A 26,578-nucleotide genomic window follows, 5' to 3' on the forward strand; every position below is an offset into this window, starting at 1 on the left:
GCCCGAGCCGTTCGTCGCGGTCCGTGGATCCGGCAGCGCCCCACTCGGATTCTTCTGCCGCCTCGCCCTGGACGAGGCGAGCGCCGCGGACCTGCGTGGCGACCCGGGCACGAGCGCGATGTGGGACTACGCGACCAGATATGGTCGTCCGCTGCACGGCGAGCTGGTGTACGCGGGACGCTTCCTCGTCGACGCCGAAGTCGACCAGCGCCCCTCGCAGACGATCAACGTGGTCACCGCGTACTCCACCCGTACCTGGCTGTCGCAGCGCAGCGCCGCCTGGGACTTCATCGGCGCCTTCACAGATCCGCACGTGTGGGAGCCGTTCATGTCCCACATCGACTTCCACCACGCGGCCGTGGCGGACTACGAAGTCGGCGGGCGCGCGTACGGCGTGTTCGCCCACGACTGGCGCCGCGTCGGCATCCCGGAGTGGCTCGAGCTGACCAACGACCGTGTGGTGGAGCCAGGAATCGCGCGGCCGACGCCACCTGAACCCGAACTCGTACTCTCGCAACCGGAGTTCGCCGACGCCGTGCGTTCGGCGCTGCGCGAACTCGGCCGGGGCGGAAACCTCGACGGGAACCCGCTGCTGCGTTCGAGAGTGGTGCGCACCGGGCAGCGCCCTGCCACCGGCGCGGCACTGCGTGACCTCCTTGTCACGATCATCGGTGGGCTCGGTGAGGACCCGCGCGCCGGCCGGCTCCATCGGGTCCTCGACCGCACCTACCTGCGCCCGGCCCCCCACGCAGGAACGCGCCGCCGAAATCCTCGGTCTGCCGTTCTCCACCTACCGCCGCCACCTGGTCCAGGCGCTCGACCGGGTGAGCGCGCAGATGTGGAAGCGAGAACTGTACGGACCGTAGGTTGCGCGGTACCGAACGGCGGAAGTGCGGCTACCTGGTGCGCGCGGGGCCGAAGTCGAATTCGGAGGGTTGGAGGATGACGAACCCCGCGCCGACGAATCGCACCTGTGCCACCTCGCCGGAGCCGCCGCGCAGCATCGATCCGAAGCTCTGGGTGCGCACGATGGAGGTCTGCAGGCCGGCGGACCAGCCGATCAGGGCGTCGGAATCGGCGAACACCGGTTGCTGAGGCGTGACGGGGATGACGATCGGCTGGCCGTGGCTGGTGATCGCCAGCCGGCCCTGGCCGTGGAATACGCAGTTGAACAACCCGCCGCCGACGAAAGCGCCCGCGCTGGAAACCATCTGGATGTCGTAGCCGAGGCTGGGCTCGTAGACGAGGATGTGCTTTCCGTTGATCGAGAGCGAGTCCCCCGGATCGAGGTCGATCAGAAAGCAATGCGAGGCGTGGTGGGCGAACCAGACTTCGCCCTGTCCCCGGCAGGTCATCAGAGGCACCCCTTCGCCGGTCGCGAACCGTTTGACGAGGTTGCCGAGCCCCTGACTCTTGACTTCGAACGCGAATTGCCCTCGATAGCCGATCATGGCGCCCTGGCGGGCGAACACCTCGCCGTTGACGGCCGCCTTCACGCACTTGGAGTGTTGCAGTGTGATGCCGAGCTGGGTCGCCGGCTGGGCCGAATTGTTCGCGTGGAAGATGTCGCTGCGCATGCCCGTCGGTGCTCCTGAACTGTTGCGGGAGACGCGTTTTCTCAGACCCCCGATGCTCTCGACCGCACGATACCGGCCGTGGGTGGTGTCTGCGACATCGACGTGACATCCGTCTGGAATCTCTCACATCGCGCCGATGATCCGCTTCGTTCATCTGCTCAGATCTGGAAGAAGTTTCGTTCGCCGCGGGGGCGGGCGCCGGAACCATGGATGCCGGAGCGGTGCGCGGCCAAGGGCGCCGCCCACGGCGCGGGGGCCGTGGCGACCAGGCACCACCCCGGCAGCGTTGCCGGGCCGAGGAACTCCGGGCTGATCGCACCGCCGGTGACCTCGGCCCGGCAGCTGCGGTCGCTGTACCGATGGGGTTTCAACCTGGCGGGCGGCTATGCGGCGGGTGCCGCGCACAGCCCCGATCAGCTCGCCTTGATCGACGACGTGAGCACGGCGACGTACGCGGAGACCGACAAACGGACCACGGCGCTCGCCGCCGCGATGTACGAGGTGGGGATGCGGGCCGGTGACTCGGTGGGCTTGCTGGCCGCGAACCACTGCGGGATGGTCGAGACGATGGTGGCCGCGGGCAAGCTCGGCGTGGACGTCGCGCTCCTGAACGCGGGCCTGTCGGGGCGGCGGATCGAGGACATCGTGCAGCGCCACCGCCTTTCGGCCCTGTTCGTTGACGCGGGCCTGGCTCACCTGGTGGAGTATCTGAGCAAGGACCTGCCACGGTTCTACGTCGACGATCGACCGGCGGATTCGCCAGGCCCCACCATCGACGACCTGATCGCGGTGCGGTGCACGAAGTTTCCCACCCCGACGATGCCGGGGCGGCAGATCGTGCTCACCTCCGGGACCAGCGGCACGCCCAAAGGGGCGCGGCGTCCACATCCGAAGGGTTTCGACACCGTCGTCGCGCTGCTGTCCCGAATCCCGATCCAGGTGGGGAGCACGATGATGATCCCCGCTCCGCTGTTCCACACCTGGGGCCTGTCGGCATTGCAGCTGAGCACCGCGGTGCGGGCCACCGTCGTGCTCACCCAGGGCTTCGACGCGCGGGAGTGCCTGCGCCGCATCGCCGAGCACCGGGTGCACACGCTGATCGCGGTGCCGACCATGGTGCAGCGGCTGGTGGACCTGCCAGGCGAGATCCGCGCGGACTACGACCTGAGCAGCTTGCGGTGCGTGGTGAGTTGTGGCGCGCCACTGGCGGCGGCCACCGTCGACCGGTTCCAGGACGACTACGGCGAGATCCTCTACAACCTCTACGGCTCGACCGAGGTCTCCTGGGCCAGCGTGGCCGGACCCGAGGACCTGCGGGCGGCACCCACCACGGCGGGCAGGCCGCCGCTCGGCACCAGGATCGCGATTCTCGACAGTGACCACACGCCGGTCCCGGTCGGGGTCGTCGGCCGGATCTTCGTCGCCAATCACATGCTGTTCGACGGATATGTCGGTGACGCACCGCCCGCCGAGGCCGACGGGATGATGGATACCGGCGATCTCGGCTATCTCGACGCGGCGGGCAGGCTCTTCATCGCGGGTCGTGACGACGAGATGATCATCTCCGGTGGGGAGAACGTCTTCCCACGCCCGGTGGAGGAGGCGTTGTCGTATCTGCCGCAGATCAGCGACGTCGCTGTCGTCGGCGTGCCCGATCCGGAATTCGGGCAGCGATTGGCCGCGTTCCTGGTGAAACGCGAAGACTCCGGCCTCGATCCGGACATGGTGCGTAGCTATGTGCGCAATCGGTTGAGCCGCTTCTCCGTTCCGCGCGACGTGAATTTCGTGCCGACGCTGCCGCGCGGGGAAACCGGGAAGGTGCTCAAGCGGTTGCTCGCCGACCCCGAACCACTCGGCGGGTGATCGGTGGTGCACCGCGCCGCGGACGCGGTGCATCAGTGGCGCTCGGCCTCGGTGGCGTGCGCGCCGGGATCGCCCGGTACCGACCCGTAACCGCGACAGACGCGCTCGGCGATGCTGAGCCGCATTCGTTGCTGCGGATCGTTGACCAATTCCTCGTGCCCGGCGGACAGCCCTTCCTCGGCCGCCGCCCACACCAGGGGGAACGGGATTCCCGATTCCGCGCATTGCTGGGCGGCCAGTTCCAGCCTGTGCAGGATGATTTCGCACGCCGTCTCGGCAACGTCTGACCGACCATTTTCTGATTCCCCGACCATGGGGTGCCAAACTACTCGCGAAAGGCGTGGAATCCGCGCCGCTGAACTATTTTCTACCGGTGCTGACCAATGTGGGCGCTGGAACAAGGGTTACCCGACAGTGCGCCGAACTGTGCCCACGAACTGGCCGTGCCTGCCCGGCGTTGTGGAAATTCCAGCGGAATGGGTAGCAGGCCGACAACTGTTGTCTACTGAATTGTCCGCCCGTGTGGAAGTTCCGGTATTCGGCTCGGCCTACCCGGCGGCATTCAGGACAATCCGGCATGGGTGCGGTCACGCTGCGATCTGGTCACCATGGATCCGCCCGCCTACCAGCGCAGGCAGCGACGCCTCGCCGTGCGCTGGCGACCGCGCGGCCTCGCCGCGAAACGCCGGATGCGGCGGGCATCCGGTCATCGCACCTCGGCGCTGATGAACCGGGTGGTGAAGAGCTGGTCGGCGGGCAACGAGGTGGGCAGGTTCGCGCCGGCTGCGTTGAGGACCGGGACGAGATCATCGATGATCCGCTGGGCCTCGGTCAGGTCGTAACTGCCGTATACGCCGTCCGCGCCGGGGGCGATGACGGCCTCGTCGGCGAGCAGCTTCGCCGAGTAGGCGGCTTCACCTGCGCTGTAGGGCGTGAAGGAGAAGTCCTGTGACACCCAGTCGACGATGGTCTCGTTGACCGGTTCCGGCGCAGCGAGGTAGTTCTTGCCGGTCTGCTGGATCATCGGCACCAGGGCGCGCAGGCACGGTGCGAGGCTGTCGACTCTGTCGGCGCGCACGGTCACATTCGAGGCGTACACGCCGTATCCGGCATCCTTGACCATCGCGTAGGCGACGGGCTTGTTCCACTGGGGCGTCTCGTGCTCGTAGGTGTAGGGCTCGGAATTGGCGAAACCCTGCTGGACGATCCGGGAGTCGCCGACGAAGCGGGCGGGCGCGCCGTCGTAGCTGGTGTCGATCTGGTCTTGTCGCAGTAGGCCTTTGGCGACCAGCCACTGCGGGAAGATCTGGTCCTTGGACACCACGACGCCGGCGTCGGTCCCGCCGATGTCGGCGATCGTCTTCACCTGCGGGTACGCGGCCGGATCCCACATGAGAATCGCCGGGCTGTAGCGGAGCAGCGGAGTGAGGCCGACCACTCGTTGCGCGGCGGATGCCGCGATCAGCTGATCGCCGTGGACCAGACCGAGGTGAATGGTCTCGTCGGTGTACATCACCGAGGTCACCGACTGGAACCCGATGGCGGGACCGCCCGCGCGCAAGGTGAGATCGACGCCGGTGTCCTTGCCGTCGAAGGCCAGCGGTCCGGTCACGGACTTTCGTTCGGTGTCGACGGTATAGCCGGGTCCGAGCAATCCGATCACCCCGGCCATGTCCGACTGGGGTTGCCACTGCAACTGCACCACCACCTCGTCCGGGCACACCCCGGCCAGGTTGTGCTCGGCCGGGGCCGGTTCGAGGGTGACCGCCGCGTTGTCGGAGGTCGCGGCGTCGCAGCCGGCGAGTGCGACGGTGCAGGCCGCAACCAGCGCCACCCGGAGGCGGCGGGCGGCGAACGAGGAATGAACGGTCATGAGAATTCCTAGGAGAGAAGTGCTGCTACGGCTGCGCGCATCGTCGCGTGATGCATGCAAGCTACGCCAGAACGACGCTGCTGGCGACTTGAATGCATGTAGTGAATGTGGTTATCCAGTGTTTACATGAGTTTGGGTTGATGCAATACATGTAATGAATGATGTGCGAGGGAGATGAACAATCGTCTCGATCACAGGTTCGAGGAGTCGCCCATGTTCTCAGTGCCGATAGTCGACATCTCCAGCTACGTCGACCCGAACGGCTCACCCGCCGACCGCGAGCAGGTCGCCCGTGCGCTCGACATCGCGTGCGGTGGAGTGGGTTTCATCCAGGTGATCGGCCACGGCGTCGACCCCGCGATCACCGAAGGGCTCACCACCGCACTCGACGAGTTCTACGACCTGCCGCTCGATCGGAAGAAGCGCTACGCCAGGCCGGGGGAGAATCGCGGATACACCCCGCCCAAGAGCGAATCGCTGAGTATGAGTCTCGGAGTCCCGCCGGCCAATCGGATGAACGACTTCTACGAGGCGTTCACCGTCGGTGCCGAACGGGAGTGGTACCAGGGGGTGGACCTGCCCGAGTCGAGCTACTCCGACAACACCTGGCCCGCAGCGGCGCCGAGTTTCCAGCCCGCCGTGCTCGCGTGGTTCGCGGCCGCGCGGGAGGTGTCGCGGGTGCTGCTGACCGCGTTCACTGATGCCCTCGGCCTGGCCCCCGGCTACTTCGAGCACATGATCGACTACTCGATCGACACCCTGAAGATGAACAACTACACCCTGCCCGAAGGCGAGATCGAACTCGCGGGCGAGCTCACCGGCATGGGCGCGCACACCGACTTCGGCATCCTCACCGTCCTGTGGGCCGACCGGGTGCCCGGACTCCAGGTGCTCGACCACGAGGGTGTCTGGCACGACGTCCAGCCCGCCGACGGGGCGTTGCTGGTGAATCTCGGTGACGCGATGGCCCGGTGGACCAACGACCGCTGGCGTTCCACCGTGCATCGCGTCGACCCACCCGTCGTCGACGGCCGAATCCTGCGCCGCCGCTCGGCCGCGTTCTTCTTCGACGGCAACTTCGACGCCGTCATCGAAACCCTGCCCGGCTGCGCCCGCACCGACCACCCCGGCTATCCGCCGATCACCGTGGCGGACAACATCAATGCCAAGCTCGCGGGGATGAAGGCCGGTATCGCGCCCGAGGGCGCCGAACGAGAAGCGCGCCGCGTTCTCGCGGCAGGCTGAGCCACCCCCCGGCGCCGGGGCGACCGGAGCGGCTTATCGCCCGATGAGCGACTTCTTCGCGGCGAGCGAAACTGTATCGGTCAATTGTCCAATTATTCGGGTGTGGCCGCCGCGCGCCGACTACGGTGCCGCGCATGTCTCGAAAACACCGCATTCTCGTCGCCGCGGCCGTGGCGCCGGTCCTGCTCGTGGCGGCGGCACCTGCCCCGGCGGCTCCGGTCGTGAACAAGGTCGTCGTCATCGGCATCGACGGCACGTTGTGGAGTGAGGTGTCGGCGGCCGATGCCCCCAACCTCGAACGCCTTGCCGCCCAGGGCTCCCTGGCACGCACCTCCATCGCCCCGAACATCACCATGTCGTGTGTCTCGTGGGCGACCGCGCTGACCGGTGTGTGGGGCGACAAGCATGGGATCCAGGACAATGGATCCACTTGCAACGCAGTACCTTTCGCGCAGTATCCGACGGTGTTCACCCAGGTGGAGCGGGCGCGCCCGGAATTGTCGACGGCCTCGATCGGGACGTGGGACACGATCGGGATGATTGCGCGCACCGGCAGGCCGCACGCCGACCGGGTCGCCGTCACGCAGATCGATCCCACCGGTTCGGGCATCTGTGAGACGACCGCCGATGCCACCGCCACCGCGGCGGTCGTCTCGGCGATCACCGAGGACGGGGCCGATCTGATGTTCACCCACCTCGATCAGGTGGACATCGTGGGACACACGCTGCGCGGAATCTGGCCGCAGGCGTATCGCGATGCCATCAGCCGGGTGGACGGCCTGGTCGGGAAGATCGTTGCCGCGGTGGACGCGCGGGCGGCCGCGCATCCGGCCGAGCGGTGGACGGTCCTCGTCACCACCGACCACGGGCACCGGCCGGACGGTGGTCATGGCGGGCAGAGTGCCTACGAGACAGCCAGTTTCGTGATCGCGCGCGGCCCGGGGTTCGCGGCCGGAGTGGAGCACAACGGCTACACCCTCGCCGACATCACACCGACCGTGCTGGATCTGCTCGATGTCTCGGCTCCCGCGAATCTCGACGGCGAGTCGATGGTGCGGGGCGGCTCGGGCGACCCGTCGGCGCCGGTGCCGAATACGCCGCCGGTCGACGCCGGGATCACCGGTTCGTCCTCCGGCTCGGCGCAGGCGGCCATGGTGGCGAATCCGCTGTGCATGCTGGGGAGCGGATCGGCGGGCGGTTCGTCCGACAGATAGGCGACCTGCGCCGCGGGGCGGCGGTGAAGGGGCGTCATCGGCTCGGCATCCGTGCTTGCGGGAGTATTGCGAGTCTGACAGTGGGTGCTGCGGTAACTCACGCGGCCCATCGATGCGGCTGGTCATCATCCCAGTTAGGAGCCGGTGCGACCGCGCCATGCCGAGGGACCGAAGATGAGTTAGCTGAAAGTGTGCCATGTGTATCCTTTGCGCGTCCTGGTCGACAGCAGGCGAGCGGGTGCCCGTTCGCCGCACGAGGGTCGGAGGTTTGCGCACACATGGTTCGGCATCGCTCGGTTCCGCGTCCGGCGGTACTCACGCCCGGCGCCGCGACATCGGAATTCCATCCCGTGCTGCTCGATGCGTCGAGCCGGGACGGACTGCGTGACCTCGAAGCGCTGGCGGCGTCGAGTGCAGTCGGCGCGGTGCACGACACGATCGAGGATCAGCTCGAGGAACTGATCCGCTGCGCCGACCCCGCCGTCGTGCACACGCCGGACTCGATGGCGGCCGCCAAGGGGCGGATCTGCGGCGGAACTCCCCTGTGGCAGTGGGGAACCTGGGTGTTCTATCCGTGGAACGGCCGGCTGGTGCACGTGCTGGCGCGCGAGGATTTCCGGCGGGTGCGGTCCGACCGGAATCGGAACAAGATCAACCGGACGCAGCAGCGCGCGCTGGGTGCGCGGCGGATCGGTGTGATCGGCCTGTCGGTGGGCAACAGCGCGGCCGTGACGCTGGCGATGGAAGGGGTCGGCGGCTCCTTCCGGCTGGCCGACTTCGACACCGTGGGGCTGTCGAATCTGAACCGGCTGCGCGCCGGGGTGGGTGATCTCGGGGTCGCCAAGACGGTGCTCGCGGCGCGGCAGATGTTCGAGATCGACCCCTACCTCGACATCGAGGTGTTCGCGGGCGGGCTCACCGAGGAAACGATCGGGCCGTTCTTCGACGGCGCGGACGGCACCGGCCCACTGGATCTGGTGGTGGAGGAATGCGACACCATGTGGGCCAAGGTCGCCGCCCGTGAGCACGCTCGGCGCCGGGCCGTCCCGGTCCTGATGGACGCCAACGATCGCGGCCTGCTCGATGTGGAGCGCTTCGATGCCGAACCCGATCGCCCGCTGTTCCACGGTCGCGCGGGCGGGGTCAGTTCGGCCGAGGTGGCGAGGATGAGTCGGGCCGAACAGCTGTCGCTCCTACTCGCCGTGGTCGACGAACCGCGGTTGAGTCCCGCGATGCGGGCCGCGCTCGGCGAGGTCGGCCGCAGCCTGTCCAGCTGGCCGCAACTCGCGTCAGGAGTGATGCTCGGCGGTGCGCTGGTGGCGGACACGGCTCGCCGGATCCTGCTCGGCGAACTGATCCCGTCGGGACGAACCTATGTCGACCTCGACGAACTCGTTCCCGCGGTGGATCCGTGGCGGGCCCCGGATTTCGTGCCTGCGCTGGAGGAGGTCCGTTGACGATCGACCTGCGGAACGTGGAACTGGTCGGCAACGGGCTGCGGTTGCGTGATCTCCGTGCCTGCGACCTCGGCGGGTATCAGCGGATCTTCACCGACCCGCACCTGACCAGGTACATGGGCAGCGACAGCATGGGTGTCACGGCGGCTACTGCGTCGTTCGACGCCGCCCTGCGCGCCCGCGGCGAGAGCCCGCGGCGCAAGTACACGCTGGCGATCACCGCACCGGATGCCGACACCATGGTGGGCACCATCGGCCTGCTGGTGGAGGACTTCGGCAGCAACGCGATGATCGGCGGCCTGGTCGTGATCCCGGAAGGGGCGCTGCGCGCGGGCGGGATCGAGGCGGGGCGGTTGCTGGCGGCCTTCGCCTTCGGGCCGCTCGGGATCCACCGAGTGTGGGCGGGGCACCGGCACGATCATCCGGTGATGGGCACCGTGATGGCGGGAGTGGGCCTGACGCCGGAGGCGCGGCTGCGGCAGCTGTACCGCACCAAGGGCCGGTGGCACGACGTGTGCACCTACGCGGCCGTGCGACCGGAATGGGCTGCGACGGCGACCGCCGCCGAAACCCGGATCCTGGGGTTGCGAGCCACCACGGCGCGCGAGCACGCCGTCGCGGGCCGATGAGGCCGGTACCTAACCTGCCGAATCGGGCACTGGGCGCGGCGCGCCGCGATACCATCGCCGAATACGGGCCCCGAGCAATCATTTCTGCCCGAATTGCCACCGCCCGACACGCGTAGCGGCCGGCGCTGGGAGGGACTCCACCGCCGGCGAGAATCCGAAGTGGAGATCGCCCATGGCAGTGCTGATCGACTCCGAGTACTTCACGCCTGCGGACCGTCGGGAGGCGGTGACCGCAATCCTGCAGGAAGCCGATATCGGGGCCAACCTGCGGATGTGGGATTCGCCGGCGGAGGTGGTGAGCAGGCACCAGTCCTGGATGCTCGGCCCGATCGCGCTCACCCGCTCCGAGGTGTCCGGGCACCAGGTCTGCCGGACCAGCAGGCACGAGCGCGCCACGCCGAGCGACACTCTGACGGTGACGGTGCAGCACGGACAGCGCCGCAGGCACGAACAATTCGGGGCGCAGACGCTGATCGAACCCGGCGCCTGCGAAGTGATCGACTTGGCCACCACCTTCACCTCCGGCTGGCACGGTCTCGGCGGGACATTGTGCCTGCAGCTGTCCAGAGAGCGCCTCGGCATTTCCACGGAGCTGGTCGCCGCGGCACACGGGCGGCTTGCGGCATCGCCGTTGTACCCGATGGTCACGGCGCAGATCCAGCATCTCGTCGGACTCGCCGACCAGCTGGAAGCCGATCCCGGAGCCGCGTCACTGGGTGAGTCGTGCCTGGAAATGGTTCGGGCGCTGCTGATCTCGGCTGCGGGTCGCGGCCCAGGGGACGGCGCCGCCATCCCCGAGCAACTGCTGATCGAGCAGATCCTCGGATATGTGCGGACGCACCTGTCCGATTCGGCGCTGAAGATTCCCGATATCGCCGCCGCCAACAACGTCTCCGTCCGCCACCTGTACAAGGTGTGCGCGCAGTCCGGGATCAGTCTCGAACAGTGGATCATCGAACAACGCTTGGTCCGGGCCCGCGACATGCTCACCGACATCGGCTACGCGCACCGCTCCATCGCTGCGATCGCCGGTGCCGTGGGATTTCGCGACGCCGCCCATTTCGCCCGGCGATTCCGCGAAGCGTTCGGCATGACACCGCGTGATTGGCGCCGCAGCGCCGCCGCCGCGGACACACCACCGACGTAGCCCGGCTCGTGGTCGGCTGTGCGCGCATGTTTGTGCGTGCACAGTCAGTGGACGTGCAGTCACAGCCTCCTGCGCAGCGCGATTCACCGATACCGTTCGAATGTGGCTGCGCGAGACCGCGTCAGGAGTACGGATGTTCGCCGGTGGGCATCCGTCTCGGCCGGATCCGCGCCGAGGGCATCGAGAGAGAGGGGAGACCATGTCCACGATCGGCAAAGCTATTCGGGCGGCGAGGATGGCCTCCGGATTCACCCAGGCGGAGTTGGCCGACTGGATCGGGATCACCGACGGCAACCAGATCAGCCGGTGGGAACGCGGTGTGGTGACACCGAGTGCCGACAGTGTCGGCGAGTTGACGAGAGTCCTGGGGGTGCGTCTCGACAACTCGGCCGGAGACGCGGTGTCCTGCTGAGGTGACGCCGGGCTGCCGAGACTACGCGCCGACCTGGGAGCTCAGGTAGCCCAAGAGGATGCCGACGTCGTCGCTGTAGTCGATGTGGGCGGCGGAGGCGTAGAAGGTGGCCATGTCGACGCCCTGGCGGCCCAGTCGCACGAGCTCATCGACCGTGGCGGGATCAGTGATGCTGAGCAGGGTGCGGGTGGTCGCCTGGAGATCGGCCCGGATGCCTGCGGCCACCGGGCCGAGCACCGCACCGGTGAGATCGGCGCCGGTGGCGGCCAGGGATCCCAGCTCGACAGCGGCCGCGATGTGGTCGTTGCGGTCGAGGGATTCGACCGCGCGCCACAGGATTTCCTGCAACCGGCCGACGGTGTCGGCGATGCCGAGGAGATCGAGGTGGGTGAGGGCGTCGGCGATGACGCTGACACCCGCGGTGCGACCGGAAGGGTCGACGGCGGCGGCCGCGCGGATGACCTGGGCGACCAGCACCCGGTCCACCTGTGCCGCGGCCTCGACCAGCGGGGCGAGCGCGATATTGAGGGCCTGCGCGGACCGGTGCGCACCGCGAATATCACCTGCCGCGAGACACTCCGGGAGGCGGGTGAGATTGTCGACGATGGTCGGCAGGTTCGCGGCGGTGGCGGTCCAGCCCGCGCCCATGGTGACGGCTTGCGCGACCAGGTTGCCCGGATCTGCCGTAGCGGGGATGAGGTCCGCGATCGGCGCGGAGTCGCCGCTCAGCACTCTGCCGAGCACGGCGAGGAAAGGCGAGGTGGCGGCGTCGAGCGAGCAGTACAGGTCGCCCTCGGCGCACAGGGTGCGAACCCGCTCGGTCAACGCGCCGAAATCCCGGCCCCGCGTTCCGGCGATACCACGGCCTGGCTGCGGAACGCCCAGCGAGAGGGTGGTCGCCGGATCGCGATGCGGATCGGCGAGAAGCCCGACACCGGCCACCCGATCGGCATCGATGGGCCCGTCGCCGTTGCCGATCTCGGTGGCGAGATCGCCGATGCCGTCCGCGCCCTGGCTGTACCCGGCCAGGACGACCCGCGTCGAGCCGCACAGGGATCGCAGCATCTGGCGCAAGCGGGACTCCAGGGTGCGCACCGACTCCGCATAACTGAGTCCCTGGTCGAAAGCGCTTGCGGCATAGGGCGCATAGAGCACCGTGATGTCCCGGCCGAACTGCCGTTGCAGGCCGTCTCCGACGGGCCGGAGCATGCCGACGGGCACCGTGGGGTCAGCGCTCGGTGTGGTCTCCCAGGTCCCCGGCCCGAGAACGGCCGTGTAGGGGGTGCACGGGTGTGCGCCGGGGACCTCCGCTCGCGCGGTGCCGACCACTCCGGTCGCGACGACCGTGGCGACCAACGTCGCGGCGGCGGATCTCGACAACCTGTTCATCGTCCAATTCCTCTGTTGCCCAAACAGACTCGTGACGGTATGCGGGTGGTGAGCCCGCCGAACCGTCGTAGTCATTGTGGCCACTCGCCGTCGGTTGCGCGGCCGTTTCAGACACAGTTTCATTTCAGAATTGGTGGCCGCGCTGACCGAGCTCGCCCGGATCGGAGTTCACGCGTCGGTGAGGAGTTTGCGGTATCGGCGCGGCGCCCGCGATCGGGCGCTATGTCACGGGAAAGAACCGCACGGCGCCTGCGCGTCCCGGCCGGTGAGGAAGTCGCGGATCGCCGCCCAGCCCGCGGTCCGTGCGCCGGGACCCGCGATGATGCCGAGGTGACTGCCGTCGACTTCGGTGTAGCGGGCCGAGGTCCCGGTGAGTACGTCGGTCCCGGACGCGACGGAGGCGGCTGCGGCGAAGCTGTCGTGGCGGCCGCCGATCAGGAGGACCGGAACGGCGACCTTCGCGAGTTCGATAGCCCGGTTGGGGTGCAGATGCACCGTGCCGGTCCACATTTCGTTGCGGGCGATGAGCTGTTGGTAGACCTGGCGGTAGAACCGGCCCGGATAGCCCGGCATCTGGTCCATGAATCGGTCGACCGCCTGCATGCGCGACAGTGCCTCGGTGTCGGTGGCGTGCCGGGCGATGTACCACGGTTTGCCCAGTTCGCGTGTCAGCGCCTGGGCGCGGAAGCCGAGCCGGACCGCGTGTTTCGGTACGCCGCCCGCCGCCCGGATCGGGGCGGTGACCAGGGTGCTCGGTGTCCGGCGGGCGATCGCGTGTGCCACGGCGAGCGCGCCGTTGCGCCGCTGGTCGAAGGGGGTGCCGACCGCGGTCACCGACGCGATCGGCAGCCCGGCGTCGGCGGCGGCGGTCAGCAGGCTGATGGTGCCACCGAACGACCATCCGATCACGTCGACGTCGGCCTGTCGCTGCGCGGCGCTGACGGTGCGGATGGCCGTCGGGACGATGTCGTCGACCCATTCCTCGAACCCGAGGTGCCGATCGGCGTAGGTGATCTCGCCGTAGTCGATCACGTAGACCTCCCGGCCCAACCGCAGCAGGAACTCGACCAGGCTCTGCCCTGGTCGCAGGTCGTAGCAGGAGATCGTCACCGCCAGCGGCGGAACCAGCAGGATCGGGTTCCCGGTGCCGGGGCCCGAGCGCCGGTAGCGGCGCAGGGTGCGATGCGGCGCGCTGTAGACGACCTCCGAAGGCGTCGGCACTCGCGGCTCCATGCCCTCGCCGAACAGCGCGCCGATATTGCGCATCGCGACTTCCCAGCTGCTCACCTGCAACCCCCTTCACCAACGCGCGACGGCGCGTATTGACCTGGACATGATGTCTCAGTCATCTTGTCGGCGCAACCGCCTTCCGCCGTTCGAGCGTCCATTACGGTCGCCTGCCGCCTATTGACTTGGACATAGTGTCCCATATAGCTTACTGATACAACGTGTCCTAGATACTTGGATACGCGGCATACGCACAGGAGTTCTCCCTATGACGCAGAAGGTGTTCGTCGTCGGTGTCGGCATGACGAAGTTCGAGAAACCGGGTGAACGCGAGTGGGATTACCCCGACATGGCACGGGAAGCGGGCACCAAGGCGCTCGCGGATGCCGGGATCGCCTACGAGTCCGTCGAACAGGCCTACGTCGGGTACGTCTACGGCGAGTCGACCTCGGGCCAGCGCGCGATCTATGAGCTGGGGCTGACCGGTATTCCGGTGGTCAACGTGAACAACAATTGTTCCACCGGATCCACCGCGCTGTACCTCGCGGCGCAGGCCGTCCGGGGTGGTCTCGCCGAATGCACACTGGCGCTCGGCTTCGAGAAGATGCAGAAGGGTTCGCTCGGATCCACCTTCGACGACCGCGAACAGCCGATGATGCGGCACCTGCTGGCGCTGGCCGAGTTGCAGGAGTTCGCGATGCCCCCCGCGCCGTACATGTTCGGCGCGGCGGGCAAGGAGCACATGCAACGCTACGGCACCACCGCCGAGCAGTTCGCCGCGATCGGCGTGAAGAACCACCGGCACTCGGTGAACAATCCGTACGCGCAGTTCCAGAAGGAGTACAGCCTCGAGGACGTGCTCGCGGCCAACCAGATCTACGGCCCGCTCACCAAGCTGCAGTGTTCGCCGACCTCGGACGGGTCCGGCGCGGTCGTGCTGGCGAGCGAAGCCTTCGTCGACCGGCACGATCTGGCCGAGCGGGCGATCGAGATCGTCGGCCAGTCGATGGTCACCGACCTCGCGTCGACCTTCGCGAGCAATTCCGCGATCAATCTGGTCGGCGCGGACATGACCCGCACCGCGGCCGAATCCGTCTACGCCCAGGCCGGTTTCGGTCCCGAGGACGTCGACGTGATCGAGCTGCACGACTGCTTCTCGACCAACGAACTGCTGACCTATGAGGCGCTGGGGCTGTGCGCCGTCGGTGAAGGTGGTCGCCTCGTCGACGAGGGCGCGACCACCTACGGCGGCCGGTGGGTGGTCAATCCGTCGGGCGGCCTGATCTCCAAGGGGCATCCGCTCGGCGCCACCGGCCTGGCCCAGTGCAGTGAACTCACCTGGCAGCTGCGCGGCGCCGCCGACGCCCGCCAGGTCGAGGGCGCGCGGCTCGCCCTCCAACACAACATCGGCCTCGGCGGCGCGGTCGTCGTCACCGCTTACCGCCCGGCCAACCGCTGATCCTGTCGCTCCGACAGGACTTCCCTTTCCGAGAACCCGAGGAGTACTCCGATGGCTTCCGTTTCCGTCTCCACCGAACTGCCCATCACCCCCGAAGCGGCGTGGACGCGCCTGAGCGACCTTGCGCACTGGGAGGACTGGCTGACCATCCACCAGGGCTGGCGCAGCGAGCTCCCCGCCGAGCTCGCCGCGGGCTCGCGCTTCATCGAGGTCGTGTCGGTGATGAACATGGCCAACAAGATCGAGTGGACCGTCGCCGAGGTCGTCCCGAACAAGTTCCTGCGGATCACCGGCACCGGCATGGCCGGGGTCACCATCGAGTTCAAACTCGAGGTGGAGCCGACCGCCTCCGGTTCCGCGGCGAAGTTCGACGCGAGCTTCAACGGCACCATGATCGTCGGCCCGATCGGCAAGGCGGTGGCCAAGCACTGCACCGCCGATCTGGAGACGTCGATGGCCAAGTTCGCCGAGCTGGCCACGGCGTGACCGGGACCGGATCCGCCGGAGTCGTCTTCGACGGCTCCGGCCTGGGGGAGTGGACCGACGAAGAACGGTTCCCGGTCACGGCCGAACGCATCGCGGACTACGCGGCGGCGACGAACGATCCCGTCGCCGAGCACCGCTGCGGTGCCGTCGCCCCACCGGTGTTCGCCGTGGTCCCGGTGTTCACCTCGATGGCGCCCGCCGCGCTGTCGGTGGCTCCGGTCGAACTGCTGATGAAGCTCGTGCACGGCGAACAGGACTTCCTGTTCCACCGGCCGATCGTGGCCGGTGACGAACTCGTCGTGCGTGCCAAGCCGATCGGCTACACGGGCAAGCCCAACGGTTCCACCGTCGTCGTCTACGCCGAAACACGGGACGCGGCAGGGGAACTGGTCAACGAACAGTGGATGACCGCCTTCTTCCGCAAGGTCGATGCCGGGCCGGGGGAGGGCGACACCGCACCGGGCCACCGGATCACCGACGCGGATCGGGCCGGTGAGCCCGCCGCGAAGGTCGCCGCGCACATCGATACCGACCAGACCTTCCGCTACTCGCCCGCGTCGGGTGACCCCATGCCGATCCACCTCGACGACGAGATCGCCAGGATGGCAGGCCTTCCCGGCATCATCAACCACGGGCTGTGCACCATGGCGTTCACGTCGTGGGCCGCGCTGACCGAACTCGCCGACGGCGACACCGCACGCCTGCGCCGCCTTGCCGTGCGATTCGCCAAGCCGGTGCTGCCCGGTCAGGACATCACCACCACATTCTGGCCCACCGGGTCTGCCGGAGCGGGCTTGCGCGCCTTCGCCTTCGAGACCGAGGCCGCGGGCGAGATCGCGATCACCGACGGTCGCGTCGAGTTCGCCGACTCCTGACATCCACCACACCTGAGCCAAGGGAAGACAACTCATGGGAAAGCTCGACGGACGCGTCGCTGTCATCACCGGTGCCGGTCGTGGCATCGGTCGGGAACACGCGCTGCTGTTCGCCCGCGAAGGAGCCAAGGTCGTCGTCAACGATCTCGGCGGCGCCAACGACGGATCCGGCAGCGATGCCGGGCCCGCGCAGCAGGTGGTCGACGAGATCGTCGCCGCGGGCGGTGCGGCGGTCGCGAACACCGACAACATCGCCACCTGGGACGGCGCGAAGGCACTCGTCGACCAAGCCGTCGGCGAGTACGGCGCCCTCGATGTCGTCGTCAACAACGCGGGCATCCTGCGTGACGCGTTCCTCGCCGGAATGGACGAATCCCAGTGGGACGCCGTCATCGCGGTGCACCTGAAGGGGCACGCGGCCACCCTGCACCATGCCGCGGCCTACTGGAAAGCGCGGACCAAGGCCGGGCACGCGGTGTCGGCGTCGGTGATCAACACCGCCTCGGCCTCCGGCACCTTCATGCCCAACGCAGGCCAGGGCAACTACGGCGCGGCCAAGGCGGGCATCGCCGCGCTGACCCTGGTGGCCGCCGACGAACTGGAACGCTACGGCGTGCGCGTCAACGCGATCGCGCCGATCGCGCGCACCCGGCTCACCCTGGCGACCCCCGGCATGGGCGCGTTGTTCGCCGCCGAGGTGCCCGACGGCGAGTTCGACGCGTTCGCCCCGGCCAACATCTCCCCGCTGGTCGCCCATCTGGCCGAGGCCGAATGCCCGATCACCGGCAAGGTGTTCGCGGTGCAGGGCGGAGCGATCATGGAACTCGCGGGCTGGCACGAGGTCCGCACGGTCGAGACCGACGGCCCGTGGAGCATCGACCTGGTCGCGGCGCAGCTGAAAGCAGGTGTCTAGCCATGGCGCGGGAGAGCTACGCACTCGGGATCGGCGTCGGCGAGGACCATCGGGCGCTGGCCGACGCGGTGGCCGGATTCGTCGAGCGCACCATCACCGCCGACCTGGTGCGCGAGGCGGTCGAATCGACCGAATCGGGCAAACGGCTGCCCTTCTGGGATGCCCTGGTCGGGCAGGATCTGCTGAGTCTGCATGTCCCGGCGGAGTCGGGCGGGCAGGGCGCGGGACTGCTGACCCAAGCTGTCGCACTCGAGCCGATCGGCCGGGGCCTGCACACCGGATCGTACGTACCGACCGTGCTGGCGAGCGCGGTGCTCGCCGCGGACGGCGGCGCCTATGCCCTGGCGCAGCTGCCCGCGCTCCTCGACGGCTCGCGCACCGGCGCGGTCGCGCTGTCCGCCGACCTGACCGGGGAGCTGCGCGACAGCGCCCTGGTCGTTGACGGCACCGCCGATGGTGTCGTCGGCGCGGCATCGGCCGATGTCGTCCTGGCGCCGGTGACCGTCGACGGTGCGCAGCGCTGGGTCGCGTTCGACAGCGTCGAGCTGACCGTCACCGACCAGGACAACGTGGACGTCCTGCGCGCCACGGCACGGCTGGGGGCCGTCGCGATCACGATTCCCGCCGAGCGAGTGCTCGACATCCCCGCGACCCGCGTGCGCTCGATCGCCGCGGTGGTCTACGGCGCCGAGGCGATCGGGGTGATGTCGTGGTGTGTGACCACCGCGGCGGCCTACGCGCAGACCCGCGTGCAGTTCGGTCGTCCGATCGGGCAGTTCCAGGGTGTCAAGCACAAGTGCGCGCAGATGGGCATCGCGCTGGAGAAGGCGCGTGCCGTGGTGTGGGACGCCGCGTCCGCGCTCGATCGCGGTGACGCCGACGCCGACTACGCGGCCGCGATCGCGGCGCTCATCACCCCGGACGCGGTGGTGTCGGTGGCGCAGGACTGCATTCAGGTCCACGGCGGCATCGGCTTCACCTGGGAGCACGACGCCCACCTGTACTATCGGCGCGCGCTGGCGCTGCGTGGCCAGCTGGGGTCCCGGCACGACCGCGCGGAGGTCGTCGCCGGCTACGCGCTGTCGGGCGCGACGCTGTCGGGTGAGCTGGAACTGCCAGAGGAGGCCGAGCGGATCCGGGCCACGATCGCGGCCGAACTGGCAGGGATCGCCGCCATCACCGACGAGGACGCCCAGCTCGTCGCGCTCGGCGACGGCGGCTGGAACCTGCCACACCTGCCTCGCCCCTACGGCCGGTCGGCCTCGCCGCTCGAGCAGGTCGTGATCGCCCAGGAGATCAAGGCCTCGGGCATCCCGATGCCGCAGCTGTTGATGGGTACCTGGGCGGTCGGCGCGATCGTTCCGCACGGTGACGATCGGCAGCGCAGCGAACTGGTCGTTCCGACGCTGCGTGGCGAGCTGGTGTGGTGCCAGCTGTTCTCCGAACCCGGTGCGGGCTCGGACCTGGCGAGCCTGACCACCAAGGCGGTCAAGGTCGACGGCGGTTGGCAGGTGACCGGGCAGAAGATCTGGACCACGGTCGCGCAGTTCGCCGATTGGGCCATGTTGATCGCGCGCACCAACCCGGACAAACCCAAGCACGAGGGCATCACCTACTTCGTGCTCGACATGTCCACGCCGGGGATCACGGTGCGCCCGCTGCGCGAGATGACCGGATCGGCCCTGTTCAACGAGGTGTTCCTCGACGAGGTGTTCATCCCGGACGAGAACGTGGTCGGCGCGGTCGACGACGGCTGGCACGTGGCCCGCACGACCCTGGCCGGTGAGCGGGTGGCCTTGAGCCAGAAGATGGAGGCCTACGCCACCGACACCGACCTGCTGCGCTTCGCGATCGGCCGTGACCTTTCGCCGGTGGCTCGCTACCACGTCGGCGAGCTGATGGCCGAGAGCAGGGCGGTGGACGTGATCGGCGCGCGCGTCGTGCTCGCGCAACTGTCCGGCATCGACAGCTCGACCGCCTCCAGCGTCGGAAAGCTGCTGGGAATGGCACTGGGGCAAGCGATTTCGGAATTCGTCGTGGCCGAGCTCGGGGTGGCCGGGGTGGTCTCGGTGCCGGGTGAACGCAGCGACCACGCGATGGAACAGCTCATCGCGGGCCGGGCCACCACCATCTACGGCGGAACCACCGAGGTGCAGCTCAACGTGATCGGAGAGCGGATGCTCGGATTGCCGAGAGACGCGGCGGTGCAGGGGTGAGTGCCTGCCGCATCGCCCGGTGCGGATGCGGTCGGTCGACCCGGTGTGCCCGGTCGTCGATCGTGTAGCGTCGCGATGATGTCGAGCCCGAAATCCGCCCCGCGAGCCGAAGTCACGGACGGCCGGTCGCAGCGGTGGAACGGGCACAAGGCGGAGCGCCGCGACCGGATTCTGAACGCGGCGATCACCGCGATTCGCGAAGCCGGGGTCGACGTCGGTGTCAAGGAGATCGCCGAACGGGCGAACGTGCCACGGTCGGTGGTGTACCGCCTGTTCGGCGATCGTGACGACCTCGACGAGCAGGTTCGCACCCGCATCATCTCCGAACTCATGACCAGGTTGACGCCGGTGCTCGAGCCCGAAGGCACCGTCGGCGCCGCGGTCACCCGCGCCGTCGACACCTACATCGGCTGGATCGTCACCAATCCGCACCTGCACCAGTTCCTGGCGTCGGGCTCCACCAAGAAGAGCGTCGGCGGGTCTCGTTCGGTGTCCAACGCCAGGACCGCGGTGGCCGTGCAGACGACACAGCTGCTCGCCGCCGCGATGGCCCGCGCCGACGGGGCCGACGATATTGCGGAACCCCTCGCCTTCGCCCTCGTCGGGATGGTCGACAGTGCGGTGAATCGCTGGCTCAGCCGGGGGATGCGGCCGGTCTCCGCCGAAGCGCTGTCGCACTCGCTGCAACGCTGGATTCTGCATACGATCACGGTGGCGATGGCCGATATCGGCGTCGAGGTGCGGGCGCAGACACCGGTGACGGAGTTGTTCGGCTCGGCCACCGAGCCCCGGTGAGCAGGCGCGCACCCGGCAGCGTCCGTCAACGGAGATCGCCGAGCTCGGGGGCGGCCGAGGACGGATTGTCAACGCCTCGACGGTCATACCGGGCCTAGGTGACCCAGCTGTCGGGTGCGGGGAGTGGCCGGGTCAGCGTCCGGTGGGCCCGGAGAGACGGAACAGGTAGGCGTCGGCGGGGCGGAGGTATCGGGCACCGCGCCCGTCGGCGAGGAGCTCCTCGCGGGTGGGGTGGGGTGGGCGAGCGGGCTGGAAGTAGTGGTCGAGGTCGTCGGTGCTCAGCCGGTACGTGCCGGATCGGTGGTGGACGGCGGCGGCGAGTTCGAAGCGCGCGTTCAGGTGAGCGAGTCCGGCGTCGGCGTGGCTCCTGTTGACCAGGAGCCATCCGCCGGGACGCAGACAGCGCGCGACATGCTCGGAGATCGGTCCCGCATAGAGCGAGATGGCCAGATCCCACCGGCCTGCGAGCAGTTCGGCGAGGGTGCGCGTGGAGTCGCCGGGAACGAACGCGATCGCCGGTTCGGCGGTGTAGCGGCGGTGGGCACGGAGCAGCGACAACGGTCGGCCCGGGTCGGCGAAGGCCTTGCGGGCCCGCGCGTTCTCGTCGAGGTACGTCACATCGGACCACACGTAGGACGGGTGCGATGCCGGGGTACAGCACCCGTTGCGCGCCGGTGTGGGAGGCGACCGCGGTGTAGAGCGCGGTGCGGTCGCCGATGCGCAGGAGGTAGTCGGGGAAGGCGGTGGCGATACGGGGCACGAGGAGACCTCCATGGAGCGGACCCGACCGGCACCGACAGCGGGTGTCGGTCGCGGTGACCAACCCGCGGTCGGCGGGCGGCCGCGTTGGTGGTTGTCGGCGCGCACGCCATGACATTCTGGGAGCCGAGAACTGACCGAACGCCAGTCGATCCACAGGAGAGAACCAGTGCCCGCCGACAGGCCAAGCCCCACCGGCCGTTTCCAGCCCCCGGAAGTGCGCCGCCGCCAGATCCTCGACGCGGTCGCCGAACTGCTGCTCGAAGACGGGTACGACGCCCTGACCATCGGCAAGGCCGCCGCCCGCGCCGGGGTGGCCAAGGGCACGGTCTACCTGTACTTCACCTCGAAGCAGGAACTGCTCGCGGCACTACAGGCACGCATGTGGCGGCGCATGCTCACCGAACCCGCCGCACTGCTGGAGCGCACCGACCTGAGCTGGACCGACCGGCTCGACGCGCTGGTCGCCGAGTGGCTGGCCGCCGAACGCGACGATCACGAGCTCTATCACCTGCTGTTCCACGAACTGGGCGCCGCCGGTGGCGAGGAACCGATGCATGCCGCCCGCGACCTGCTGGTACGGCTGCTACGCGACGGCACCGCCGCCGGGGAGTTCGATGTCCCCGACCCCGACCTCACCGCCGACTTCCTCACCCACGCCTACATCGGCCCCTGCCACCACCGGCCGGACCAGGACGTCACCGCCGCGGTACAGACTTTGTTCCGGCGGGTCGTCGGTGCGGCGAACCGCCGTGACTGACTTCGAGAAAGCCGCGAGAGCAGATTCGTGACCGGGACTGCGGAACGCTTCGGTGATGGTCGCGATCAGGCAGGTCGGCCGAAGAACTCGGCTCGGGCGGCATCGACGCGGGCCTGAGCCTGAGCCGCGGTGTGGAAGCTGACCGCCGCCGAGCCGCCGCCGGCGAGGCCGAGGGCGAGCAGGCCGCCGAGTACCGAGAGCAGCTCGGGATCGGGAAGTGTGTCGGTATCACTGGTGGGCGCCACTTCGTGCACGGGGACGGCCGCTCCGCCGCCAGGGGCAGGCGCGGGGGGCGACTCACCCGGTCCGCCCGGAGACGAAGACCCGGGAGCCTCGGCGGATCCGCCGGGAGCGCCCCCACCCCCGGGCGAGTCGTCGCCCGGCGTTCCGTCCGGTTCCGCCGAATCGGGCTGCGCCGAATCGGGCTGCGCCGCATCCGGCTCCGACGGTCCGGCGGGCGCGGGGTTCTCTGGCGGGAGTTCCTGCGCTGGGGCCTGCGGGTTCGGTGGGTTGCCGGGGTTCTGGTTGCCTTGGTTGCCGCCGCCGTTGCCTTGGTTGCCGTTGCCGTTGCCTGGGTTGGTGTTGCCGTTGTTGCTTTGGTTGCCGCCGCCGTTGCCTTGGTTGCCGTTGCCGTTGCCTGGGTTGGAGTTCCCGTTGTTCCCGTTGTCGCCGCCGTGCCCATTGCCGCCAGGCGCCGCGACGAACCGGGTGTCCTTGCGGTGAACGAACGGATCGACACCGGGTGACTCGGTCGCGCTTGGACCACCTGCCACCGTGCCGCCCGGAACGATCGGCGCTGCGGCCGCCGGACCGCCGTAGCCGAGGAGCCCGAGGACACCCACGGCCCCGGCCACCGTGGCTGTTCGCCTGATCAGACCGGCTCTCACGTGCCCTCCGACTCTCCTCGAGAAGCTCAACTCACACCATGGCCGTCGGCTTTGGCGGCCGCCGCGTTACGTATCGCGGCGATCGGCCACTCGCCCTGAGCGGCTTTCCTCAGACCAGCTTCGCCTCGATCAGCAGCGTCCAGATCCGGGCCTGGTCGACGATCTCGACGCCGAGGGCGGCGGCCTTGCTCGTCTTGGCTTCGCCGACGCCCGCGCCGGTGATGAGCAGGTCGGTGCCGGCCGAGACCGAGGAGGTGGTGGTGGCGCCCGCCTGTTCGCACAGGCGCTGGAAGGCCGGCCGGGTGACCTTCTCGCCGGAGCGTGGGTCGCTGATGGCGCCGGTGATCACCACGGTCTTGCCTTCGAGGGGAGCGCCCGCGGCGACGACGGGCGGCAGATCTTCCGCGCGGACATCGAGATCGACTCCAGCGGCCCGCAGCCGGTCGAGTTCGGGGCGAAGGCGGGTGAGATGTTCGGTGAGCGACGCGGCGACCTTGGGGCCGATGTCCTCGACCGCGACCAGGCGTTCCACACCCGCGTCGGCGACCTCCTCCAGCGTGCCGAAGCCGGCCCTGGCCAACCGTGCGGCGGTGCCGTCGGAGGCCATCGGAATCGCCAGGCCGATGAGGGCGCGCCGCAGCCCGACCGCCCGGCTGGCATCGATCGAATCGATCATCCGCGTGGCGGAAACCTCACCGACGCGGTCGAATTCGAGGAGCTGTTCCTTGGTGAGGGTGTAGAAGTCCGAGGGGTGTTCCAGCATGCCGGCCTCGGCGAGACGTTCGATCCACACCGGACCGACGGCGTCGATGTCGGCGGCCGAGCGCGAGGCCCAGTGGATGAGCCTGCGCACGGTCTGTGCGGGGCAGGCGACATCGGTGCAGAACAGTTCCCGGCTGTTGCCCTGCTCGGTGACCGGTTGTGCGCAGGAAGGACAGACCGTCGGCGGCACGATCTCACGCTCCTGCCCGGTGCGCAGCGACGCGTCGAGCACACCGGCGACGAACGGGATCACGTCGCCCGCGCGGCGCACCAGCACCGTGTCACCCACCTTGATGTCGCGGGCGCGGATCACCTCCTGGTTGGCCAGCGTCGCCTTGGTCACCGTGGTGCCACCGACGAATACGGGCTCGAGCCAGGCGACCGGCACGATCTTGCCCGTCTTGCCGACATCCCAGACCACCTCGGCCAGCACGGTGGTCTTCTCCTCGGCGGCGAACTTGAACGCCAGCGCGCCACGCGGCGAGCTCGACCGGGTTCCGGCGGCGGCGTAGGCCTCGCGGTCGGCCAGCCGCAACACCGCGCCGTCGATGTCGTAGTCGAGGTCGTTGCGGGTCTGCTCGATGGCGGCGATCGCCGATTGCGCGGTGGCGGCGTCGGCGCAATGGGTCATGCGCGCGCCCACGATGCCGAGCGCGGCCAGCCCGTCGGCGAGGTCGACCGCCGCGCCGTCGTCGGCGGTGTCCAGGTCGAATCCGAAGAACTGCAGGCGCCGCTCGGCGACCGTCGACGGGTCCTTCGCCCGCAGCGTGCCCGCGGCGGCATTGCGCGGATTGATCAGTGGTTTGTCCGGATGCGCGGTGTTGTAGGCGGCGAAAGTCGAACGCAGCATCACCGCCTCGCCGCGCACCTCCACCCGGCCGGTGACATCGATCCGCGCGGGAACGCCATCGACCAGGGCGCGCACCAGCGGGGTCACGTCGTCACCGGTGGTGCCGTCACCACGGGTCACCGCCCGCGCGAGTCGGCCGTCCTCGTAGACCACCGCGAGCGAGAGCCCGTCGAGCTTGGGCATCACCACCACCGACTGGCCGGGGAAACGGTCGAAGAACGCCTCGACCTGCTCCGCAGTGGTGGCCTTCTCCAGCGAGAGCATCGGCCGCGAGTGCCGCACCGGAGCGTGCAGCGCCGCGGGCGCACCGACCTGATCGAGCGGATTCGGGTCCGGCGCGAGCTCGGGATTCGCCGTGATCAGTCCCCGCAGCTCGTCCTCGATCGCGTCGTAGTCGGCATCGGCGACCCGCGGTGAGCCCTGATAGTAGGCCTCGCGCAAGGCGACGACACGCTCGGCGAGTTCCTGGATACGTTCCCCTGTGTCCACGTCAGGAGACGCTACCGATACCCACCGACGAGATCGGCGAACGGCCGAGGAGAGTCGGTCTGCGCGTGACCGGAAAGGCCCGCCCGCGGAGCTGGAAGGGCACTCCATCCGCGAGCGGACCTGGTTACGGTGTTGGGACCGGCCGCCCACCGTGGGCGACGCTTCGACGATAGGGAAGTCGGAAGACGAGACAGGGGTCGCCGAGCCCAACGTTGCGCTAGTTCATATGACCGCGCCTCGAATGTTGTTCCGGCCGACAGCCGGGCTGCGCGGGCGACCGGATCGGGGAACCCTGGTCGTCCAGGCGACCGGCGAGGGTGCGCAGAGCCCGCCGGGCCCGCCTGCGCAGCACGACGGCGGCGGCGGCGACGACGGTCCAGCGCAGGAGGGGATTGCCTGCGCGACTGTACATTCGCCACCGGATCGTGCACCGGTCGGTCCCGCGCGCACTGATATCGATCACCATCCGCGGCCGGAGCAGCGGAAGCGCACCCTCGGTGACCAGGCGATGCGGCGCGGCCGCCGCGCACACCACCAGCGGAATCCGGCGGGTTCGCCCGCCAGGCAGAGCGACGGTTTCGAGGTATCGCTTGCCGACGGTCGCCGGGGGCAGCGCGTCGGTGCTGCTGACCGAGCGGACACCGGGGAACCAGTCGGCGAAGGTCTCCAGGTCGGCGATGTAGGCGAACGCGTCCGCGCTCGGACAGGGCGCGGTGACAGTGGCATCGGCCAAGAGGTACATCTCGTCTCCTTCGGATCAGGAGATCGAAGACTAGGGTGTAGACCGACGTCTACAGTCAAGGTGAAATCGAACATGCTGATCGGTGAGCTGGAAACCCGGACCGGTGTCGGACGCCACGCGCTGCGGTTCTACGAGCGACGCGGATTGCTCGGCCACATCGAGCGCACCGACGGCAACTACCGCGACTACCCCGAGGAGCTGGTCGACCAGGTGCGCCTGCTGCGCGCGATGCAGCGACTAGGCTTCTCCCTCACCGAGATCGGCGAGGTGCTCGTGGGCGTGCGCGCCCACGATATCGACTGCGCTGCGGGCGCGGCGCTACTGGCGACCAAACGCCACCAGGTGGAACAGCAGATCGCCGACTTGCGCGCGCTCGGTGCGCAACTCGCGCGCGAGCAGCGACGACTGGAGCGACGTGCCCGCGCGCACCGAGCATCCGCGCCGGGGGACATCAGGGCCTGATCGCCGGAGCGGACGCGCGCCGACGCGAGCTGGACCGGCTCGAGGAAGAACTGATCGGCTGCATCGGGTGCGGCTGTCGGTCCCTGAATA

The 26,578-nt window shown here is 68.9% G+C and carries 25 protein-coding genes; 16 read left to right on the forward strand and 9 right to left on the reverse strand.

Features of this window, described 5'->3' with window-relative positions:
* Positions 1 to 118 precede the first annotated feature (118 nt).
* The gene (locus ACFOW8_RS23625; protein ID WP_378553641.1) at positions 119 to 946 is read left to right on the forward strand and encodes a hypothetical protein; all 828 of its coding nucleotides are present in this window, start codon (positions 119 to 121) and stop codon (positions 944 to 946) included.
* Here ACFOW8_RS23625 and ACFOW8_RS23630 read toward each other — a convergent pair.
* On the reverse strand, positions 897 to 1,577 hold the full coding sequence (locus ACFOW8_RS23630; protein ID WP_378553642.1) for an AIM24 family protein: 681 nt from the start codon (positions 1,575 to 1,577) through the stop codon (positions 897 to 899). The genes ACFOW8_RS23625 and ACFOW8_RS23630 overlap by 50 nt on opposite strands.
* A gap of 210 nt (positions 1,578 to 1,787) precedes the next feature.
* Between ACFOW8_RS23630 and ACFOW8_RS23635 the strand changes: the two genes are divergently transcribed.
* Complete coding sequence (locus ACFOW8_RS23635; RefSeq protein WP_378553643.1) at positions 1,788 to 3,440, forward strand: AMP-binding protein; 1,653 nt, start codon at positions 1,788 to 1,790, stop codon at positions 3,438 to 3,440.
* A gap of 32 nt (positions 3,441 to 3,472) precedes the next feature.
* Here the strand turns inward: ACFOW8_RS23635 and ACFOW8_RS23640 are convergent, their stop codons facing one another.
* Both ACFOW8_RS23640 and ACFOW8_RS23645 read right to left on the reverse strand, forming a co-directional pair.
* Entirely contained in the window at positions 3,473 to 3,754 is a 282-nt protein-coding gene (locus ACFOW8_RS23640) for a hypothetical protein (protein ID WP_378553644.1), read from the reverse strand.
* A gap of 392 nt (positions 3,755 to 4,146) precedes the next feature.
* Positions 4,147 to 5,313, reverse strand: coding sequence for a nitrate ABC transporter substrate-binding protein (locus tag ACFOW8_RS23645; protein WP_378553645.1), 1,167 nt, complete (start codon positions 5,311 to 5,313; stop codon positions 4,147 to 4,149).
* A 213-nt stretch (positions 5,314 to 5,526) separates the two neighbouring features.
* On the opposite strand from ACFOW8_RS23645, the gene ACFOW8_RS23650 reads away from it, so the two are divergent.
* The 6 genes from ACFOW8_RS23650 (at position 5,527) to ACFOW8_RS23675 (ending at position 11,417) form a co-directional block, all read left to right on the forward strand.
* Entirely contained in the window at positions 5,527 to 6,558 is a 1,032-nt protein-coding gene (locus ACFOW8_RS23650) for an isopenicillin N synthase family dioxygenase (protein WP_378553646.1), read from the forward strand.
* Positions 6,559 to 6,692: 134 nt separating this feature from the next.
* A complete protein-coding gene (locus ACFOW8_RS23655) occupies positions 6,693 to 7,772 on the forward strand; it encodes an alkaline phosphatase family protein (protein ID WP_378553647.1) in 1,080 nt (359 codons plus the stop codon).
* A gap of 278 nt (positions 7,773 to 8,050) precedes the next feature.
* On the forward strand, positions 8,051 to 9,229 hold the full coding sequence (locus tag ACFOW8_RS23660) for a ThiF family adenylyltransferase (protein WP_378553648.1): 1,179 nt from the start codon (positions 8,051 to 8,053) through the stop codon (positions 9,227 to 9,229).
* Entirely contained in the window at positions 9,226 to 9,858 is a 633-nt protein-coding gene (locus ACFOW8_RS23665; protein ID WP_378553649.1) for a GNAT family N-acetyltransferase, read from the forward strand. The genes ACFOW8_RS23660 and ACFOW8_RS23665 overlap by 4 nt, the downstream gene beginning before the upstream one ends.
* Positions 9,859 to 10,030: 172 nt before the next feature.
* A complete protein-coding gene (locus ACFOW8_RS23670; protein WP_378553650.1) occupies positions 10,031 to 11,005 on the forward strand; it encodes a helix-turn-helix domain-containing protein in 975 nt (324 codons plus the stop codon).
* Between the two features lie 199 nt (positions 11,006 to 11,204).
* Positions 11,205 to 11,417, forward strand: a complete 213-nt coding sequence (locus tag ACFOW8_RS23675) for a helix-turn-helix domain-containing protein (protein WP_378553651.1) — start codon at positions 11,205 to 11,207, stop codon at positions 11,415 to 11,417.
* 21 nt (positions 11,418 to 11,438) lie between these two features.
* Here ACFOW8_RS23675 and ACFOW8_RS23680 read toward each other — a convergent pair whose 3' ends face one another.
* Positions 11,439 to 12,806, reverse strand: coding sequence for a cutinase family protein (locus ACFOW8_RS23680; protein WP_378553652.1), 1,368 nt, complete (start codon positions 12,804 to 12,806; stop codon positions 11,439 to 11,441).
* A 225-nt stretch (positions 12,807 to 13,031) separates the two neighbouring features.
* The gene (locus tag ACFOW8_RS23685) at positions 13,032 to 14,093 is read right to left on the reverse strand and encodes an alpha/beta fold hydrolase (protein WP_378553653.1); all 1,062 of its coding nucleotides are present in this window, start codon (positions 14,091 to 14,093) and stop codon (positions 13,032 to 13,034) included.
* 208 nt (positions 14,094 to 14,301) lie between these two features.
* On the opposite strand from ACFOW8_RS23685, the gene ACFOW8_RS23690 reads away from it, so the two are divergent.
* The 6 genes from ACFOW8_RS23690 (at position 14,302) to ACFOW8_RS23715 (ending at position 20,777) form a co-directional block, all read left to right on the forward strand.
* Entirely contained in the window at positions 14,302 to 15,492 is a 1,191-nt protein-coding gene (locus ACFOW8_RS23690; protein ID WP_378553654.1) for a lipid-transfer protein, read from the forward strand.
* Between the two features lie 51 nt (positions 15,493 to 15,543).
* A complete protein-coding gene (locus ACFOW8_RS23695; RefSeq protein ID WP_378553655.1) occupies positions 15,544 to 15,978 on the forward strand; it encodes a type II toxin-antitoxin system Rv0910 family toxin in 435 nt (144 codons plus the stop codon).
* Entirely contained in the window at positions 15,975 to 16,853 is an 879-nt protein-coding gene (locus tag ACFOW8_RS23700; RefSeq protein ID WP_378553656.1) for a MaoC/PaaZ C-terminal domain-containing protein, read from the forward strand. The genes ACFOW8_RS23695 and ACFOW8_RS23700 overlap by 4 nt, the downstream gene beginning before the upstream one ends.
* Before the next feature lie 34 nt (positions 16,854 to 16,887).
* A complete protein-coding gene (locus ACFOW8_RS23705) occupies positions 16,888 to 17,766 on the forward strand; it encodes an SDR family oxidoreductase (RefSeq protein WP_378553657.1) in 879 nt (292 codons plus the stop codon).
* 2 nt (positions 17,767 to 17,768) lie between these two features.
* A complete protein-coding gene (locus ACFOW8_RS23710; RefSeq protein ID WP_378553658.1) occupies positions 17,769 to 19,982 on the forward strand; it encodes an acyl-CoA dehydrogenase in 2,214 nt (737 codons plus the stop codon).
* A gap of 78 nt (positions 19,983 to 20,060) precedes the next feature.
* Entirely contained in the window at positions 20,061 to 20,777 is a 717-nt protein-coding gene (locus ACFOW8_RS23715) for a TetR/AcrR family transcriptional regulator (protein WP_378553659.1), read from the forward strand.
* A gap of 132 nt (positions 20,778 to 20,909) precedes the next feature.
* On the opposite strand, the gene ACFOW8_RS23720 is transcribed toward ACFOW8_RS23715, so the two are convergent.
* Positions 20,910 to 21,395: a hypothetical protein gene (locus ACFOW8_RS23720; RefSeq protein ID WP_378553660.1), complete on the reverse strand. Its 486-nt coding sequence runs from the start codon at positions 21,393 to 21,395 to the stop codon at positions 20,910 to 20,912.
* A gap of 310 nt (positions 21,396 to 21,705) precedes the next feature.
* Here ACFOW8_RS23720 and ACFOW8_RS23725 point away from each other — a divergent pair, with 310 nt between their 5' ends.
* A complete protein-coding gene (locus ACFOW8_RS23725) occupies positions 21,706 to 22,296 on the forward strand; it encodes a TetR/AcrR family transcriptional regulator (protein ID WP_378553662.1) in 591 nt (196 codons plus the stop codon).
* 65 nt (positions 22,297 to 22,361) lie between these two features.
* Here the strand turns inward: ACFOW8_RS23725 and ACFOW8_RS23730 are convergent, their stop codons facing one another.
* The 3 genes from ACFOW8_RS23730 to ACFOW8_RS23740 all read right to left on the reverse strand — a co-directional run bounded on the left by ACFOW8_RS23730 (position 22,362) and on the right by ACFOW8_RS23740 (position 26,026).
* Positions 22,362 to 23,183 (reverse strand): hypothetical protein, encoded by an 822-nt coding sequence (locus ACFOW8_RS23730; RefSeq protein WP_378553663.1) that lies wholly within the window; start codon positions 23,181 to 23,183, stop codon positions 22,362 to 22,364.
* A gap of 109 nt (positions 23,184 to 23,292) precedes the next feature.
* Positions 23,293 to 25,284, reverse strand: a complete 1,992-nt coding sequence (gene ligA, locus ACFOW8_RS23735; protein ID WP_378553664.1) for an NAD-dependent DNA ligase LigA — start codon at positions 25,282 to 25,284, stop codon at positions 23,293 to 23,295.
* Between the two features lie 217 nt (positions 25,285 to 25,501).
* Positions 25,502 to 26,026 (reverse strand): SRPBCC family protein, encoded by a 525-nt coding sequence (locus tag ACFOW8_RS23740; RefSeq protein WP_378553665.1) that lies wholly within the window; start codon positions 26,024 to 26,026, stop codon positions 25,502 to 25,504.
* 72 nt (positions 26,027 to 26,098) lie between these two features.
* On the opposite strand from ACFOW8_RS23740, the gene ACFOW8_RS23745 reads away from it, so the two are divergent.
* Positions 26,099 to 26,488, forward strand: a complete 390-nt coding sequence (locus ACFOW8_RS23745) for a MerR family transcriptional regulator (protein WP_378553666.1) — start codon at positions 26,099 to 26,101, stop codon at positions 26,486 to 26,488.
* The last annotated feature ends 90 nt before the right edge of the window (positions 26,489 to 26,578 follow it).

Source organism: Nocardia rhizosphaerae (assembly GCF_042650365.1).
GTDB lineage: Bacteria > Actinomycetota > Actinomycetes > Mycobacteriales > Mycobacteriaceae > Nocardia > Nocardia rhizosphaerae.

Coding starts and splice junctions, on each gene's coding strand:
- ACFOW8_RS23670 (WP_378553650.1), top strand. CDS start 10,031: ATGGCAGTGCTGATCGACTCCGAGTACTTCACGCCTGCGGACCGTCGG.
- ACFOW8_RS23640 (WP_378553644.1), bottom strand. CDS start 3,754: ATGGTCGGGGAATCAGAAAATGGTCGGTCAGACGTTGCCGAGACGGCG.
- ACFOW8_RS23645 (WP_378553645.1), bottom strand. CDS start 5,313: ATGACCGTTCATTCCTCGTTCGCCGCCCGCCGCCTCCGGGTGGCGCTG.
- ACFOW8_RS23675 (WP_378553651.1), top strand. CDS start 11,205: ATGTCCACGATCGGCAAAGCTATTCGGGCGGCGAGGATGGCCTCCGGA.
- ACFOW8_RS23705 (WP_378553657.1), top strand. CDS start 16,888: ATGGGAAAGCTCGACGGACGCGTCGCTGTCATCACCGGTGCCGGTCGT.
- ACFOW8_RS23635 (WP_378553643.1), top strand. CDS start 1,788: ATGCCGGAGCGGTGCGCGGCCAAGGGCGCCGCCCACGGCGCGGGGGCC.
- ACFOW8_RS23710 (WP_378553658.1), top strand. CDS start 17,769: ATGGCGCGGGAGAGCTACGCACTCGGGATCGGCGTCGGCGAGGACCAT.
- ACFOW8_RS23630 (WP_378553642.1), bottom strand. CDS start 1,577: ATGCGCAGCGACATCTTCCACGCGAACAATTCGGCCCAGCCGGCGACC.
- ACFOW8_RS23740 (WP_378553665.1), bottom strand. CDS start 26,026: ATGTACCTCTTGGCCGATGCCACTGTCACCGCGCCCTGTCCGAGCGCG.
- ACFOW8_RS23680 (WP_378553652.1), bottom strand. CDS start 12,806: ATGAACAGGTTGTCGAGATCCGCCGCCGCGACGTTGGTCGCCACGGTC.
- ACFOW8_RS23745 (WP_378553666.1), top strand. CDS start 26,099: ATGCTGATCGGTGAGCTGGAAACCCGGACCGGTGTCGGACGCCACGCG.
- ACFOW8_RS23715 (WP_378553659.1), top strand. CDS start 20,061: ATGTCGAGCCCGAAATCCGCCCCGCGAGCCGAAGTCACGGACGGCCGG.
- ACFOW8_RS23650 (WP_378553646.1), top strand. CDS start 5,527: ATGTTCTCAGTGCCGATAGTCGACATCTCCAGCTACGTCGACCCGAAC.
- ACFOW8_RS23660 (WP_378553648.1), top strand. CDS start 8,051: ATGGTTCGGCATCGCTCGGTTCCGCGTCCGGCGGTACTCACGCCCGGC.
- ACFOW8_RS23695 (WP_378553655.1), top strand. CDS start 15,544: ATGGCTTCCGTTTCCGTCTCCACCGAACTGCCCATCACCCCCGAAGCG.
- ACFOW8_RS23625 (WP_378553641.1), top strand. CDS start 119: ATGTGGGACTACGCGACCAGATATGGTCGTCCGCTGCACGGCGAGCTG.
- ACFOW8_RS23690 (WP_378553654.1), top strand. CDS start 14,302: ATGACGCAGAAGGTGTTCGTCGTCGGTGTCGGCATGACGAAGTTCGAG.
- ACFOW8_RS23655 (WP_378553647.1), top strand. CDS start 6,693: ATGTCTCGAAAACACCGCATTCTCGTCGCCGCGGCCGTGGCGCCGGTC.